Genomic DNA, 14,906 nt, shown 5'->3' with positions numbered 1-14,906 from the left:
GGATCGGTCAGACTGCGACGCGGGCCGGGGCGGGAGCCTCGGTGGACGGCTCGCTCGTGGGGGTGGTGTTCGGGCGGCGGAGGAAGACGAACCAGGTCACCGCGATGCACACGAGGTAGAAGATCGCGAAGACCCAGAAGGCCATCGTCGCGGACTGCGCCTCGCCGCCGTAGGAGGCGCGGAAGACGAGGTTGATGCCCACGCCGCCGAGTCCGCCGATGGCACCGGCGAAGCCGATGAGGGCACCGGACATGCTGCGCGACCAGGCGGCCTTCTCGTCGCGATCCAGTTCGTCGAGATCCTGCGCACGGGCCTCGAAGATGGACGGGATCATCTTGTAGACCGAGCCGTTGCCGAGCCCGGAGAGCAGGAACAGGGCGATGAAGCCGAGCACCATGGCGGTCAGCACACCGCCGGTCGCGGCGCCGGTGGTGCGGTCGTCGAGGGTGCCGGCGACGATGAGCACCGCGGCGGCCAGGGCCATCGCGACGAAGGTGTAGAGGGTGATCTTCCCGCCGCCGATGCGGTCGGCGAGCTTTCCGCCGAGCGGGCGCGAGATGGATCCGAGGAGCGGGCCGATGAAGGCGATCTGCGCGGCGTGCAGTGCGGCCTGGGCGGGGGTGTCGCCGCCGGCGAGGAAGTTGATCTGCAGGACCTGACCGAAGGCGAAGCTGAAGCCGATGAACGAACCGAAGGTGCCGATGTAGAGGAAGGAGATGATCCACGAGTCGCGGAACTTCAGCGCGGCGCCCATGGCCCGCAGGTCGGCCTTCTGATCACGGAGGTTGTCCATGAACAGGGCGGCACCGAGCGCGGCGACGGCGCACAGGACCAGGTAGACCGCGCACACGATCCAGGGCTCGGTGTTGCCGACGGTGGCGATGACGAGCAGGCCGATCAGCTGAACGGCCGGGACACCGATGTTCCCGCCGCCGGCGTTGAGTCCGAGGGCCCAGCCCTTCAGTCGCTGCGGGTAGAAGGCGTTGATGTTGGTCATCGACGACGCGAAGTTGCCGCCGCCGACACCGGCAAGTGCCGCGATCAGCATGAACGTCGTGTAGGAGTGACCCGGGTTCAGCATCAGGTACAGCGCCCCGATGGTGGGGATCAGCAGTACGAGGGCACTGAAGATGGTCCAGTTGCGGCCACCGAAACGGGCGGTGGCGACGGTGTAGGGGATGCGGAGGATCGCGCCGACGAGTGTGGGGACGGCGACCAGGAAGAACTTACCGGCGGCGTCGATGCCGTACACCTCGGTGGGCATGAACAGCACCATCACCGACCAGATCGACCAGACGGAGAAGCCGACGTGCTCGGCGATCACCGACCAGATCAGGTTGCGCTTGGCGACCTGCTTGCCGCCGGCCTCCCACGCCTCCACATCCTCGGCGTCCCACCGCTCGATGTTGTGCTTGCGTCCGAATTTGTCTCTGAGACTTTCCTTTTCGATGAAGGTCGTCATCGCCGTTCCTCCTCGGGTCCGTGTTGATCCCCAAGGTAGGAAACGGGTGTTGCTACGGTGCTGCCCGCGGTGACCGTCGCGTCAAGAGTTGCTCACCCCGGCCCCGGCCGCCCTGTGAGGTGTTACAGGAGGAACCGCACGAGGTCGGCGGTGTGCGCCAGGCCCGGGAAGGCGTCCTCGGTCGAGCGCGGGTGCAGCGCGTGCACGGCCAGCCGGAAGATGACCGCGCGCAGCAGCATCTGCGGCCATTCCGGCAGATCCTCCCAGCGACCGATGAGCCCTTCGTCGGCACCGCCCCACGACAGTGCGTCGACGACGGCGACGGCGGCCGCCCACGAGGCCGGACGCCAATAGGGAGTGATGTCGGTCAGCCCGGGTGCCGCGCGCCCGGCGAACAGGACCGTGCCGAACAGGTCGCCGTGGACGAGTTGATCAGGCAGGTGCACGGGCTTGCGGAAGGTCGCGAGCTGGTTGATCAGGTCGAGACTCTTACGGCCGTCGGGGGTCACCGTCTCGGGCGCACCCGCCGCGCGGGCGCTGCGCAGGGGCACGGTTTCCCAGGCCGCGCGGTCGGCCGCGACGAAGACGTCGACGTCCTCCCAGGGTGCGACCGGAGGCTGCATGAGGAAACGGGGACGTTCGAGCTGCGCGGTGGCGGTGTGCAGCCGCAGCGACAGCGAGACCACTTCGTCGTGCCTGGGCTCGGACGTACCGACGATGTAGGTGTCGGCGCGCCATCCGGAGACCACGTAGCGACCGTCGGTGGACCGCACCGGACGGGCCAGCCGCACACCGTCGACGGTCAGGGTCTCCCGCACTTTGGCGGACCAGGCCGCGCGAGCATGATCGGCGACTCGGGACAGCACCACGTCTCCACACCGGAAACCGCCGTCCCAGTCGGGCCCGAGCGGGACCGGTTCGACGTCGCGGAGACCGAATGTGGAGCACACGTGCTGAGGCGGTTCGAGTGAGCTCACGCAGCTCAACCTACCGCCGCACACCGCTCGGATCGGGAAGGCACTCCGCTGTTTCAGGTCACAACGAGGTCACCGTCAGTACACCGGTAGCGAGGGATCCACCTGCTGCGCCCACGCGATCACCCCGCCGTGCAGATGTGTCGCGTCCGAGAATCCGGCTCGCACAAGCACTTCGAGCGCCTCGGCCGATCGGATTCCCGTCTTGCAGTACAGCACGATCGGCGTGTTCTGCGGCAGGTCGGCGAGGACCTCACCGGAGAGGATGCGGTCCTTCGGCACGAGCCGGGCACCGTCGATGCGGACGATCTCCCACTCGACGGGTTCGCGCACGTCGATCAGCGCGATGTCGCGGCCCTCGTCGAGCATCCGGCGCAACTCGCTGGGGGTGACGGCCGAGCGAGCCGACGCGGCGGCATCGGGAACGATCCCACAGAAGGCCTCGTAGTCGACGAGTTCGGTGACGGGCACCCGTCCCGGATCCCGGCGCAGGGTCACCGTCCGGAACGACATCGCGAGCGCGTCGTAGATCAGGAGGCGACCGAGCAGCGGCTCGCCGATCCCGGTGACGAGTTTGATCGCCTCGGTCGCCATGACGGTGCCGATCGTGCCGGGCAGGACACCGAGTACCCCGCCCTCCGCGCAGGAGGGAACCATCCCCGGTGGCGGTGCCTCGGGGTAGAGGTCGCGGTAGTTCAGGCCGCGTCCGTCCGGGGCGTCCTCCCAGAACACCGATACCTGGCCCTCGAAACGGAAGATCGATCCCCACACGTAGGGCTTGCCCGCGAGGACCGCGGCGTCGTTGACGAGATAGCGGGTCGCGAAGTTGTCGGTGCCGTCGAGGATGAGGTCGTACTGCTCGAACAGCTGCACGGCATTGCTCGACTCCAGGCGCGTCTCGTGCAGGCGCACAGTCACACCGTCGTTGATCGCCAGGATGCTGTCGCGGGCACTGTCCGCCTTGGGCCGTCCGACGTCGGAGCGGCCGTGGATCACCTGGCGCTGCAGGTTGGACGTCTCCACGTCGTCGAACTCGACGATGCCGATCGTGCCGACCCCCGCCGCCGCGAGATACAGCAGGGCGGGCGAACCCAGGCCGCCGGCGCCGATACACAGCACCCGCGCGTTCTTCAGGCGACGCTGGCCGGTGACCCCGACATTCGGGATGATCAGGTGACGGCTGTACCGCGCGACCTCCTCGCGACCGAGCTCCGGGCCGGGTTCCACCAACGGCGGAAGGGATCGGCGCGTCGACGGTGTCGTTGCGGTCACGGGTTCTCCTGTCGCGATGCGTCCTGCGTCACCGTCCATGGTGCCATTCCCTGCTGCGACCCCCATTCCGCCCGTCGACCCCCACCTCGCCCGTCGACTCCGCCCGGCCCGTCGACCCCGACCGGCGCCTACGCCCGCGGGTACGGCCACGGGTTGAACCGGCACCGCGCCCCGTCGGCGGGGACCGTGCCGCCCGGGTCCAGGCGCGCGATGTCGTCGTTGGCAGTGCCGAAGGTCTGCTGCATCATGATCGGCGCGAGGCCGCCGTCGGTGGTGCAGGCATCGTGTTGCGCCAGGCCGATGGCGTGGCCGACCTCGTGGTTGACGACGTACTGGCGGTACGACCCGATGTCGCCCTGGAAGGCGACGGCCCCGCGCACCCACCGCGCTTCGTTGAGGAACACCCGCTCCATCGAGGGGTTGAAGCACGATCCCTCGAGCGGGATGTCGTAGCCGCATCCTTCGCGAATGGTCATCTGCGAGGTGAGGGAGATCCGGAAGTCCGGCTCGCCGGTGTCGATCCGGCGGAAGGCGACCGCCTCGTCGCCGATCCAGCTGCGCGGGTCGGCGAGGGTCCGGTCGACCATCGACGCGAAGGCCGCGTCGCCGCCGTAGCCGGTGGTGTCGATGCCCTCCTCGAGTTCCACCGTGTAGGTGAACACACGGGTCTGCCCCGCGCCGACCTGACCCGTGGTGCCGGGCACGACCCGCCACTCCCGCGCACCGACCTCCGTGAACGGGCCGCCCTCCGGCAGCGCACCGGACTCGAGCGACTCGGGGAAGGTTCCCTCGGGTTGCGGGGCCTCGACGATGATCTCGGTGACCTCGCTCGCGTCGGTCTGGTCGGCGGGCTCCTCCGCTCCGGCGCCACGCGCGGCGTCCCACAGCACGATCAGGGTCACGACGGCGAGGATCGGAACGGCGTAGGCGCGCCAGCCGTAGGTGGCGACGAACCTGCCCACGCGGGTCTGCTTGCGGACGTCCCGTTCGGGTCGCGGTCGGCGCGGCGGCCGGTCCGGCCGTCCCACCGGGTCCCACACGGCACGCAGGGGCTGGTGCGACCGGCGACCCGCCTCGGGTCGTTCCGTTCCTCGCGACCGGGACGAACCGGGCAGCGTCGGGGAAGGATCTGTCGGCGAGGAGCCCTGCGGGCCCCTGCTCTCGCGCACTCCTCCACGCTCGATCACGGATGTCAGGATGTCATATCGAGACCATTTCGATATCCGAAGCGCCGAACCTGCGCCCCCATTCGTGCACCGGGAACGGATACTGGGCGGTAGGCCGATCCGTTCGACACGCGACTTCACCTGTAACGTGCAGAGACGAGGAGCGCCGAGGTGGTACAGGCCACGTTCGGAAGTAGTGCAGATTGGGAGTAAGCATGACCGACGTCACCGAACGAGCATCCGGCCGGGGTTCCAACGGCAAACGGGGCGCCCGGATGCCGCGTGACGAGCGTCGTGCCCAGTTGCTCGAGGCTGCCAGCGAGGTATTCGTCACACGCGGTTACCACTCGGCCGGCATGGACGAGATCGCCGAGTGTGCCGGAGTGAGCAAGCCCGTCCTGTACCAGCACTTCCCCGGCAAGCTCGAACTGTATTGCGCCGTGCTCCAGAACTACGTGGACACCCTCATCAACGGCGTACGCCAGGCCCTGCGGTCCACCACCGACAACCGTCAGCGCGTGCGCGCCGCAGTGCAGGCCTTCTTCGATTTCGTCGACAACGACAGCCAGGGATTCCGGCTCGTCTTCGAATCCGATCTGATGGGCGAACCGCAGGTGTCGCGGCGAGTGGAGCAGGCCACCGAGGCGTGCGTCGACGCCGTCTTCGACCTCGTCAGCCACGACTCCGGTCTCGATCCGTACCGGGCCCGCATCCTCGCGGTCGGCCTGGTGGGAACGAGCCAGTTCACCGCACGCTACTGGCTCGACGCCGCACGCCCGATCCCCAAGGAGGACGCCGTGGATACCACGGTCGCGCTGGCCTGGGGCGGTCTGAAGCACGTGCCGCTGCAGCCGGAACTCCGTCGTCGCTGACGACATATGAGCACCGTCGTCGCTGACGACACATGCCGAGAACGACGAACGGGCCGGGGCGACATGCCCCGGCCCGTTCTCGTCGGTCGCTCTCAGTTGGCGGCGAAGCCGACCTTGCCCAGCGTGGCAGGACCGATGTCCACGTAGCTGATCTTGGCGGCCTGCACGAGAACCTTGCGGCCCTTCTCGTCGACAAGGGCGAGCACCCCGTCGTCGGCGCCGTTCAACGCGGCCCGGACGAGCTTCTCCACCTCGTCGGGCGTCTGGTCGCTGACGACGACAACTTCGCGCGGGCTGTCCGCGACGCCGATCTTGACCTCCACGGTGGACCTCCGATTCTCATGCATTGAAACCGAGCTGGTACTGCTATCAGCCCCAGGCTAATGCAGTCCGAGCACCGACATCCGCTCGGCGTGCTCGACCTGCATGCGATCGAACAGCGCGGCGATGTTCGCCAGGTCACCGGACGCGAGAATCACCAGCTCGGCGAGTTCCTCGTTCTGCGCGAGGACGTACTGCGCCTGGGTGATGGCCTCGCCGAGCAGCCGGCGTCCCCACAGCATCAGACGGTCCTTCTGCAGCGGGCTGCGCTCGACGACCTCGCGGACCTCATGCACCACGAACTCCGAGTGGCCGGTCTCGGCGAGGACCTCCCGGACCACCGTGGACACCTCGGGAGCAAGCATGTCGGCGATCTCACAGTAGAAATCTGCGGCGATCCTGTCACCGACGTATGCCTTCACGAGAACCTCGAGCCACGTCGACGGAGTGGTCGAGGCGTGGTAGGCGTCGAGGGCTTTGCGGTAGGGCTCCATCGCCGCGTAGATCTCCACACCACGATCGGTGAGCGCGGTGTGGAGCGTCTCGAAATGGCTCATCTCCGCAGCTGCCATGCTTGCGAGGGCGACCCGCCCGCGCAGGGACGGGGAGAACCGTGCGTCCTCGGCGAGCCGGTAGAACGCCGAGATCTCGCCGTACGCGAGCAACGCGAAGAGCTCCGCGACACCGGGGTGATCGGCGGGGACTGCGGGTCCGCCCGGCGTCGTGCCGGACTCGGAGGTGGACTGCGGCGTATCGGCTCCCATGACGACGAAGCGTAGTACTACCTCGTGGAATGCGCCGGAACCGGTACAATGGATCGGGAAGCCCGCGCTTCGAGCCGCCGACCGTGGCCCGCGAGCTTCCCAGATAATGTGCGCGCACCCGAACTGCGGATCGCTGCCGCGCTTCGCCGAGCCTGGTGGAAACCGCTCGCGCTGAGGTGCAGGCCGGTCGCCTTTCCCCCTCGTGCGTGCGTGCCGAGACCAGGAAGGCCGGACCCCTGAGCAAGATCACCATCGACCACGAAGACGACGCGAGCGAAACGACCGTCTCCGCACAACTCGACTCCACCCACGTACCCCCCACCTTCGGCGAACTCGGTGTCCGCGACGAGATCGTCCGCGCCCTCGCCGAGGTCGGCATCGAACGCACCTTCGCGATCCAGGAACTCACCCTGCCGCTGGCCCTCGCCGGCGACGACCTCATCGGGCAGGCCCGTACGGGTATGGGCAAGACCTTCGGCTTCGGCGTTCCGCTCCTGCATCGCATCGCCACCGAGGGCTCCGGCACGACCACCCTCGACGGCACTCCCCGTGCACTCGTGATCGTCCCGACCCGCGAGCTGTGCATCCAGGTCACCAACGACCTCGTGAACGCTTCCAAGTACCTGCCCGGCAGCCGCAAGTCGGGCCTCGAGGTCCTGTCAATCTACGGTGGGCGCCCCTACGAGCAGCAGATCGACGAACTGAAGAAGGGTGTCGACGTCGTCGTCGGTACTCCCGGCCGTCTGCTCGATCTCGCCAACCAGGGCCATCTGATCCTGGGCAAGATCGGCGTGCTCGTCATGGACGAAGCCGACGAGATGCTCGACCTCGGCTTCCTGCCCGACATCGAGCGCATCCTCACGATGGTCCCCGACCGTCGTCAGACGATGCTGTTCTCGGCCACCATGCCCGGCCCGATCATCACCCTCGCCCGCACGTTCCTGAACCGCCCGACGCACATCCGGGCCGAGGAGGCCGAATCGTCGGCCGTGCACGAGCGCACCCAGCAGTTCATCTACCGGGCGCATGCACTCGACAAGGCCGAACTCGTCGCCCGCGTACTGCAGGCCGAGGGTCGCGGCGCCACCATGGTCTTCACCCGCACCAAGCGCACGGCGCAGAAGGTGGCCGACGACCTCGTCGAGCGCGGTTTCGCGTGCGGCGCGGTGCACGGCGACCTCGGTCAGATCGCGCGTGAGAAGGCACTCGACAAGTTCCGCAGCGGCAAGATCGACGTGCTCGTCGCCACGGACGTCGCCGCCCGCGGCATCGACATCGACGACGTCACCCACGTCATCAACTATCAGTGCCCCGAGGACGAGAAGACCTACGTCCACCGCATCGGCCGTACCGGTCGCGCCGGACGCACCGGTATCGCGATCACCCTCGTCGACTGGGACGACGTGCCGCGCTGGCAGCTCATCGACAAGGCTCTCGATCTCGGTATCCCGGATCCGATCGAAACCTACTCGAGCTCCCCGCACCTGTTCGAGGAGCTGAACATCCCGTCCGACGCCACCGGACGCGTCCGCAAGGCCGCTCCCGCCGCCTCGGAGAACGGTGAGAAGCGCGAGCGCGTCGAGCGCGAGGGCGGATCCCGCCCGAAGCGCAACCGGGTCCGCCGTCGTACCGTCCGCGGAAAGTCTGCCGACGGCTCCGCAACGGATGTGGCCGCAACCGGTTCGGACGACTCGGTGAAGGCCGAGAACGAGCCTGCCGCAGCGGAGACGGGTGAGGACACCGGGGCGGCCGCTCCGGCACGTCGTCGCCGTCGTCGCCGTCGCACCCGCTCGGGCGAGGGCCCGGCCGGTCGCGCAGAGCAGCAGGGCACGTCGAACGTGGAAGCGGTCTCGACGTCGTCTGCCCGATAACCACGTGCTCGCGCCCGAGCGCCGCACCCGCACCGACCTTCTCGTCGCAGCCGCACTCGTCGTCACCGCTCTGGTGGCGGCGAGTGTCGTCTGGCTGAACTCGGATGCGCGGGGCACCACGTCGACCACCTGGGACGGCCCTGTCCCCACTCTCGCTGCCGCGCAATCTCTTCCGCGCACGCTCGCCGAACTGTGGCGTGCTCCGAGTACGGCGACGACCGCACCGGTGGTGTCCGGCGGCACGGTCGCCACGGCAGACGGTGGTGCGGTCGTCGGCCGCGACCCGCAATCCGGCGAGGAACGCTGGCGGTACGACCGCGACCGGGCGTTGTGCGCGGTCACCGAGGCCTGGGGCGACGTGGTCTCGGTCTATCGCGGCCCGCGGGGATGCGGTCAGGTCACCGCGCTCGACTCGGGCAGTGGCTCTCGGGGCGCGCAACGGTCGAGCGACGCCGACGATCCGATCCGGGTCGTCGGCGCCGGTTCGCACCTGATCGCCTTCGGCGAGTCACGTCTCGAGATGTGGCGCTCCGATCTGGTGCGCACGGTCGAGTACGGGCGCGTCGACGCACCGGTGAACCCGAACGCGCAGCCACGATCGGGTTGCGAACTGCGCTCGGCGGATTCGGGCGCCGAAGTGCTGGCCGTGCTCGAGCAGTGCGCGAACGAGCCGACCAATCGGCTCACCCTTCTCGATCCCACCCCCGACGACAGCGCCAAGCCCGAGGAGTTCGCGTCGTCGGTGCTGCCGGAAGCGGGCGGGGACTCCCGCATCGTCGCGGTGGTCGGCGACCGCACGGCGGTCTACCTGGCCCCGGACGACAACGACGGGCCGCGCATCGAGGTCTTCGACAGCGAGGGCGTCCTCCTCGACACGCACGCCCTGTCGCGTCCTGCCGGCGAATCGGACGACCCCGCCCTCGAGCGCGGCGGCGTGCTCGTGTGGTGGACGGGCCGCGACACCGTCGCATTGTCCACCACCGATTTCGCCCCGCAGTGGACCGTCGAGGACACTCTCGGCAACGGCGACATCATGGCCGGTTCGCTGCTCCTTCCCGTCGAGGACGCCCTCGTGGGAGTCGACTCACGGACCGGTGAACCCGGCCCGCGCATCGACGTCGAGCGCGGGACGGTCTCCACGGTGAACGTCGCCGTCGCGGGGAATGTCGTGGTCGAGCAACGCGGCGATGAGCTCGTGGCACTGCGCTGATGGCGAGCCGTCCCGGTCGGTGCTGAAAGCGAGCCGTCCCGGTCGGTGCTGATGGCGAGCCGTCCCGGTCGGTGCTGAAAGCGAGCCGTCCCGGTCGGTGCTGACGTCTCAGTCCGCGACGGCGGTCTCGAAAGTCTCGAGTTCCGCCTCCCCCGACCAGTAGCGCAGCAGGTTCTCGGAGAGCGCCCGGTACGCCTCGGCGCCCTTGTTCTTGCGTCCCGCCAGCACCGTCGCGCCCGAGGCGGAAGCCTCCGCGAAGCGGACCGTGCGGGGTACGGGCGGGGCCAGCACCGGCAGGTCGTACCGGTCGGAGACATCGGCGAGCACGTCGCGACTGTGCGTGGTCCGCGAGTCGTACAGGGTCGGCAGCGCGCCGAGCAGTTCGAGATCCGGATTGGTGATCTGTTTCACCTCGTTCACCGTGCGCAGGAGCTGCCCGACTCCCCTGTGCGCGAGCGTTTCGCACTGCAGCGGAACGAGCACGGACCGCGCCGCGGTCAGCCCGTTGAGGGTGAGGACGCCCAGAGAGGGCGGGCAGTCGATGACGACGACGTCGTAGTCGTCCTCCACCGACGCCAGCGCCCGCTTCAGGGTGTATTCACGCCCCGGCTTCATGAGCAGCATCGCCTCCGCACCCGCGAGGTCGATGGTCGCCGGCAGCAGCGACATCCCCTCCGCTGTCCCGAGCAGAACGTCCTTCGTCTCGACACCGCCCACGAGCACCTCGTGCACGGATTGTTCGAGCTTGTCGGGGTTGTGCCCGAGAGAGAAGGTCAGGCACCCCTGGGGATCGAGATCGACGACGAGCACCCGCCGGCCCAGCGCCGACAGCGCGGCCCCCAACGACGCGACGGTGGTCGTCTTGGCGACGCCACCCTTCTGATTTGCCACTGCAAGTACCGTTGCCACGACCCCGATCCTCGCGCACTCGGCGGCGCAGCGCGAGGTGAATCCGCCCACGAGACCGCAGGAGGCAGCCCGCCGTGATCCGCAGAGCCACACCCGAGGACGTCCCCACGATCACCGGGCTGATCTACGACCTCGCCGAATACGAGAAGGCCCGGCACGAGTGCACCGTGGTGCCCGAGCAGATCCACGAGGCTCTTTTCGGGCCGCAGCCCTCGGTGTACGCGCACGTCGCAGAGGAATCCGGAGAGGACGGCACCGAAGGCCGGGTCGTCGGGGTGGCGTTGTGGTTCCGGAACTTCTCCACGTGGGACGGCGTGCACGGGATCTACCTCGAAGATCTGTTCGTCCGTCCCGAACACCGCGGCAAGGGACACGGACGGGCACTGCTCGCGGCGCTCGCCCACGAATGCGTGGAGCGCGGTTACACCCGCCTGAGTTGGTCGGTGTTGGACTGGAACGAGCCGTCCATCGGTTTCTACCGATCCCTCGGTGCCGTCGCGCAGGACGAGTGGACGACCTTCAGGCTCAGCGGCCCCGCCCTGCAAGCGCTCGGCAGCTGAGCCGGATCACTCGTCGACGTCGGGCGCGTACTCGTGCGCGAGCCACCGCGACGTGGGCGGGCTGAACAGCAGCACGAGCGTGGGGACCACGACGAGCGCCAGCACAGTGCCGATGACCGGCTGTTGGGAGTCCGTCAGCAGCGACCACACCACGGGCAGCAACAACAGCTGCGCGAGTATCGCCACGGCACGTCCCCAGCGCACACCGCGCACGAGCGCGATCCCGCCGGCCAGGACCCCGCCGAACAGGATGAACAGCCACAGCGCGAAGCCGTAGCCATTGGTGACCGACTGATCGTGTTCGCCCGAGGCGGCGCGGATGATCGAGTACACCGCGAATCCCATCGCGACGACGCCCTCGAGGACGACGAGCCAACCGGCGGCACGCACGGTCGACGGAACGCTGCTGCGAGGTGTTTCGAGAGGCACCCGTCCAGCGTAGTGGACCCGCCGGGCACCACTTAGGCTGATGTTCCGTGCGCGCCCTGCTGATCGTGAACCCGAATGCGACGACGACCACCCCGGCCGGTCGCGACCGCCTCGCTCACGCCCTGAGAGGCCGGCTCGCGCTGACCGTCGCGCACACGACCCACCGCGGGCACGCCGCAGAACTGGCGCGTTCGGCGCACGCCGACGGGATGGACGTCGTCGTCGCGCACGGTGGCGACGGCACCGTCAACGAGATCGTCAACGGCCTCCTCGGCCCCTCCCCCGACCGAGGCGCCGATCCGACCCTGCCGCGACTCGCGGTGGTGCCCGGCGGCTCGGCGAACGTGTTCGCGCGATCCCTGGGACTGTCCGCCGATCCACTCGAGGCCACCGAGCAGGTACTCGAGTCGTTGCAGGAGGGCAGGACCAGCCGGATCGGCCTCGGCCACTGCGACGGGCGGTGGTTCACCTTCAACGCGGGCCTCGGTCTCGACGCCCAGGTGTGCGAGGCCATAGACCTGAGCCGCGCCGAGGGCAAGAAGGTGACGACGGCGCGCTACGTGCGGCACGCGGTGGCCCGGTTCTTCGCGTCGAAGCGGGCCGAACCGGCGCTCACGCTCGAGATGCCCGGATCCGAACCTGTTTCGGGGGTGCACTATGCGTTCGTGTCGAACTCGAGTCCGTGGACCTATCTCGAGTCCCGGCCGGTGCACACGAATCCCGGCACCTCGTTCGACACCGGTTTGGGTGTGTTTGCTATGACGACGACCCGGGTACTTCCGAGCCTGCGGGTGGTGAGACAACTTCTGGCCGCCCGCGGCGAGCCGGCGTCGCCGCATCTGGTGCGTGCGGACGATGTCGCGCGCGTGCGCGCCCGGGCCTCGCGCCCGATCGGACTTCAGGTCGACGGCGACTATCTCGGACTCCGGGCCGAGGTCGAGTTCGTGTCCGTGGCGTCGATCCTCGATGTCGTCGCGCCCCGCTGACGATCCCCCCAGCGGGACAGCGACAGAAAGAGAAGCACGAATTCTGTGATTGCCACTACCTTCTCGGCTCGAGGGGAGTAGAAAGAGGGATTGGCGAACTCGTAGCCCACACCAGCGTGAGCTTCCCCACGATCGTGGTCGATTCTATTGACTCCACGCTCGTTCGTGAAAGCATTCACAAGTAACCGCGCGGAAACACTCCGTGCCACAGGCGTGAACACACATTGACCAATCAGCCGGTGCACACGCACCATCGAAGGAGAGTAGAAGCATGGACTGGCGCCACAAGGCCATCTGCCGCGACGAGGATCCGGAACTGTTCTTCCCCGTGGGAAACAGCGGCCCGGCTCTCGCGCAGATCGCGGATGCCAAGCTCGTGTGCAACCGTTGCCCCGTCACCGCCGAATGCCTCTCCTGGGCGCTCGAATCCGGCCAGGATGCCGGCGTCTGGGGCGGTATGAGCGAGGACGAGCGCCGCGCCCTCAAGCGTCGCAACGCCCGCACCCGCGCTCGTACGGCGGTCTGAGCAACTCCGATAGACGTTCGAAGGCCCGGCTCCCCTACGGGGGAGGCCGGGCCTTCTTACGTGCACGGTCGTAAGGACGATCAGGCGACCGGCACCTTGCCCAGCGGTAGTTGCAGGCGTGCATCGGTCCCGCCGACCTCGTTGGACGTCAACTCCAACGATCCGCCGAGCTCGGCAGCCACGAGGGTCCGGACGATCTGCAGACCGAGCCGGTTCGACGCCTCGAGGCTGAACCCCTCGGGAAGACCCTTCCCCTCGTCGCGGACCACGACGTCGAGCATGCGGGCCGAACGCTGGGCATTGACGGTGACCGTGCCGTTCACGCCCGGATCGAAGGCGTGCTCGACGGCGTTCTGGACGAGTTCGGTCAGCACCATGACCAGAGGCGTGGCGCGATCCGCGGGGAACACGCCGAGATTCCCCTCCCGCACCACCCGGATCTGGCTGCCGACCGTCGACACGTCGACGACGATGGGGATCAGCTGGTCGAACACACCGTCGAGATCGACCTCCTCGTCCACTGACATCGACAGCGCCTCATGGACCAGGGCGATGGATGTCACGCGACGGACCGCCTCCCCCAGGGCCTGCTGGGCTTCCGCGTTCCCGGTTCGGCGCGCCTGCAGTCGCAGCAGCGCGGCGACCGTCTGCAGGTTGTTCTTGACACGGTGGTGGATCTCGCGGATGGTCGCGTCCTTGCTCAGCAGTGCCCGGTCGCGTCGCTTGACCTCGGTGACGTCGCGGACGATCACCGCGGCGCCCCGGATCTTCCCTCCCGGGTTCAGGACCAACGCACGGATCAGAACGGTGGCCCCGAGTGCCTCGATCTCCATGCGCTGCCCCAGACGGCCCTCCACGGCCCCGCGGAGGTAGTCGGTGACGTCGCGACTCTCGAAGGGGTCGGTGACCAGTGCGCGGGTCGTCTCGACGAGATCCTGACCGATCAGGTCGGAGTTCAGACCCATCCGGTGATAGGCCGACAGCGCGTTGGGGCTCGCGTAGACGACCTTGCCCTTCCGGTCGAGCCGGATGAATCCGTCGCCCGCACGCGGACTCGACTTGGTGTCCGAGCGCGCCTCGGGCGTCGGGAAAGTGCCCTCGCTGATCATCCGGTAGAGGTCGTCGGCGCATTCGAGATAGGCCGTCTCGAGCGCGCTGGCCGACCGCCGCGACACGCGGGCGGCGTCGCGGCTGAGCACCGCGACGACCCGACCGTCCCAGCGCACCGGCACGGCCTGACGGATGTTGATCCCGGCGCCCGGGGACGACTTGACGTCGACGATCTCTCCGGTTTCGAAAGCCTTACGGACGTAAGGATGTTCGTTGTCGGAGACGAGCGTGCCGACGGCGTCCTCGGGGATCACCGTCGAGGCGGTGGTGGGTCGGCACTGTGCGACGCACACGATTCCGGACGGCGCCGCGTCGACCCACAGGAGGACGTCGGCGAACGACAGGTCGGCGAGCAACTGCCACTCGCCCACGACACGTTGGAGGTGATCGACGGCCGCGCCCGGAAGATCCGTGTACCTCGCGAGCAACGAACTGAGTGTGGACACGGGAACCGCTTTCGTACTCAGGAGATAC

At 68.4% G+C, this 14,906-nt stretch carries 15 protein-coding genes; 6 read left to right on the top strand and 9 right to left on the bottom strand.

From position 1 onward, the window contains the following. Nucleotides 1-7: 7 nt before the first annotated feature. The 4 genes from M3330_RS19360 to M3330_RS19345 all read right to left on the bottom strand — a co-directional run bounded on the left by M3330_RS19360 (nt 8) and on the right by M3330_RS19345 (nt 4,823). Nucleotides 8-1,462 carry a NarK/NasA family nitrate transporter gene (locus M3330_RS19360; RefSeq protein WP_255026001.1) on the bottom strand — a complete coding sequence of 485 codons (1,455 nt, stop codon included), beginning with the start codon at nt 1,460-1,462 and terminating at the stop codon, nt 8-10. Between the two features lie 122 nt (nt 1,463-1,584). Further along, entirely contained in the window at nt 1,585-2,439 is an 855-nt protein-coding gene (locus M3330_RS19355) for a TIGR02569 family protein (protein ID WP_006550248.1), read from the bottom strand. A 75-nt stretch (nt 2,440-2,514) separates the two neighbouring features. Further along, a complete protein-coding gene (gene moeZ / locus M3330_RS19350) occupies nt 2,515-3,747 on the bottom strand; it encodes an adenylyltransferase/sulfurtransferase MoeZ (RefSeq protein ID WP_051121492.1) in 1,233 nt (410 codons plus the stop codon). An 89-nt stretch (nt 3,748-3,836) separates the two neighbouring features. Next, complete coding sequence (locus tag M3330_RS19345; protein ID WP_230826289.1) at nt 3,837-4,823, bottom strand: DUF3152 domain-containing protein; 987 nt, start codon at nt 4,821-4,823, stop codon at nt 3,837-3,839. 266 nt (nt 4,824-5,089) lie between these two features. Here M3330_RS19345 and M3330_RS19340 point away from each other — a divergent pair, with 266 nt between their 5' ends. Then, entirely contained in the window at nt 5,090-5,746 is a 657-nt protein-coding gene (locus M3330_RS19340; RefSeq protein ID WP_006550245.1) for a TetR/AcrR family transcriptional regulator, read from the top strand. Nucleotides 5,747-5,838: 92 nt separating this feature from the next. Here M3330_RS19340 and M3330_RS19335 read toward each other — a convergent pair whose 3' ends face one another. Both M3330_RS19335 and M3330_RS19330 read right to left on the bottom strand, forming a co-directional pair. Continuing rightward, entirely contained in the window at nt 5,839-6,069 is a 231-nt protein-coding gene (locus M3330_RS19335) for a DUF3107 domain-containing protein (RefSeq protein WP_006550244.1), read from the bottom strand. Nucleotides 6,070-6,126: 57 nt separating this feature from the next. Next, nucleotides 6,127-6,831, bottom strand: coding sequence for a ferritin-like fold-containing protein (locus M3330_RS19330; protein WP_006550243.1), 705 nt, complete (start codon nt 6,829-6,831; stop codon nt 6,127-6,129). 206 nt (nt 6,832-7,037) lie between these two features. Between M3330_RS19330 and M3330_RS19325 the strand changes: the two genes are divergently transcribed. Next, nucleotides 7,038-8,702, top strand: a complete 1,665-nt coding sequence (locus M3330_RS19325; RefSeq protein ID WP_255025996.1) for a DEAD/DEAH box helicase — start codon at nt 7,038-7,040, stop codon at nt 8,700-8,702. A gap of 4 nt (nt 8,703-8,706) precedes the next feature. After that, nucleotides 8,707-9,912 (top strand): hypothetical protein, encoded by a 1,206-nt coding sequence (locus M3330_RS19320; protein WP_033097102.1) that lies wholly within the window; start codon nt 8,707-8,709, stop codon nt 9,910-9,912. A gap of 108 nt (nt 9,913-10,020) precedes the next feature. Here the strand turns inward: M3330_RS19320 and M3330_RS19315 are convergent, their stop codons facing one another. Continuing rightward, nucleotides 10,021-10,821, bottom strand: coding sequence for a ParA family protein (locus M3330_RS19315; RefSeq protein WP_024101487.1), 801 nt, complete (start codon nt 10,819-10,821; stop codon nt 10,021-10,023). A gap of 74 nt (nt 10,822-10,895) precedes the next feature. On the opposite strand from M3330_RS19315, the gene M3330_RS19310 reads away from it, so the two are divergent. After that, nucleotides 10,896-11,381, top strand: coding sequence for a GNAT family N-acetyltransferase (locus M3330_RS19310; protein WP_019288485.1), 486 nt, complete (start codon nt 10,896-10,898; stop codon nt 11,379-11,381). A gap of 6 nt (nt 11,382-11,387) precedes the next feature. On the opposite strand, the gene M3330_RS19305 is transcribed toward M3330_RS19310, so the two are convergent. After that, entirely contained in the window at nt 11,388-11,771 is a 384-nt protein-coding gene (locus M3330_RS19305; protein WP_255028932.1) for a hypothetical protein, read from the bottom strand. A gap of 86 nt (nt 11,772-11,857) precedes the next feature. On the opposite strand from M3330_RS19305, the gene M3330_RS19300 reads away from it, so the two are divergent. Continuing rightward, on the top strand, nt 11,858-12,796 hold the full coding sequence (locus M3330_RS19300; RefSeq protein ID WP_255025992.1) for a diacylglycerol kinase family protein: 939 nt from the start codon (nt 11,858-11,860) through the stop codon (nt 12,794-12,796). A 271-nt stretch (nt 12,797-13,067) separates the two neighbouring features. Beyond that, nucleotides 13,068-13,322, top strand: a complete 255-nt coding sequence (locus tag M3330_RS19295) for a WhiB family transcriptional regulator (RefSeq protein ID WP_006550236.1) — start codon at nt 13,068-13,070, stop codon at nt 13,320-13,322. A gap of 80 nt (nt 13,323-13,402) precedes the next feature. On the opposite strand, the gene M3330_RS19290 is transcribed toward M3330_RS19295, so the two are convergent. After that, a complete protein-coding gene (locus M3330_RS19290) occupies nt 13,403-14,878 on the bottom strand; it encodes a sensor histidine kinase (RefSeq protein WP_006550235.1) in 1,476 nt (491 codons plus the stop codon). Nucleotides 14,879-14,906 lie beyond the last annotated feature (28 nt).

This window comes from Rhodococcus sp. GA1 (assembly GCF_024321955.1).
Lineage (GTDB): Bacteria > Actinomycetota > Actinomycetes > Mycobacteriales > Mycobacteriaceae > Rhodococcus > Rhodococcus pyridinivorans.
This window is presented reverse-complemented; position numbering and strand designations above follow the sequence as displayed.

What these genes read in the sequence shown, in the direction of transcription:
- M3330_RS19340 (WP_006550245.1), top strand. Translation starts at nt 5,090, where the DNA reads ATGACCGACGTCACCGAACGAGCATCCGGCCGGGGTTCCAACGGCAAA.
- moeZ (WP_051121492.1), bottom strand. Translation starts at nt 3,747, where the DNA reads ATGGACGGTGACGCAGGACGCATCGCGACAGGAGAACCCGTGACCGCA.
- M3330_RS19330 (WP_006550243.1), bottom strand. Translation starts at nt 6,831, where the DNA reads ATGGGAGCCGATACGCCGCAGTCCACCTCCGAGTCCGGCACGACGCCG.
- M3330_RS19360 (WP_255026001.1), bottom strand. Translation starts at nt 1,462, where the DNA reads ATGACGACCTTCATCGAAAAGGAAAGTCTCAGAGACAAATTCGGACGC.
- M3330_RS19295 (WP_006550236.1), top strand. Translation starts at nt 13,068, where the DNA reads ATGGACTGGCGCCACAAGGCCATCTGCCGCGACGAGGATCCGGAACTG.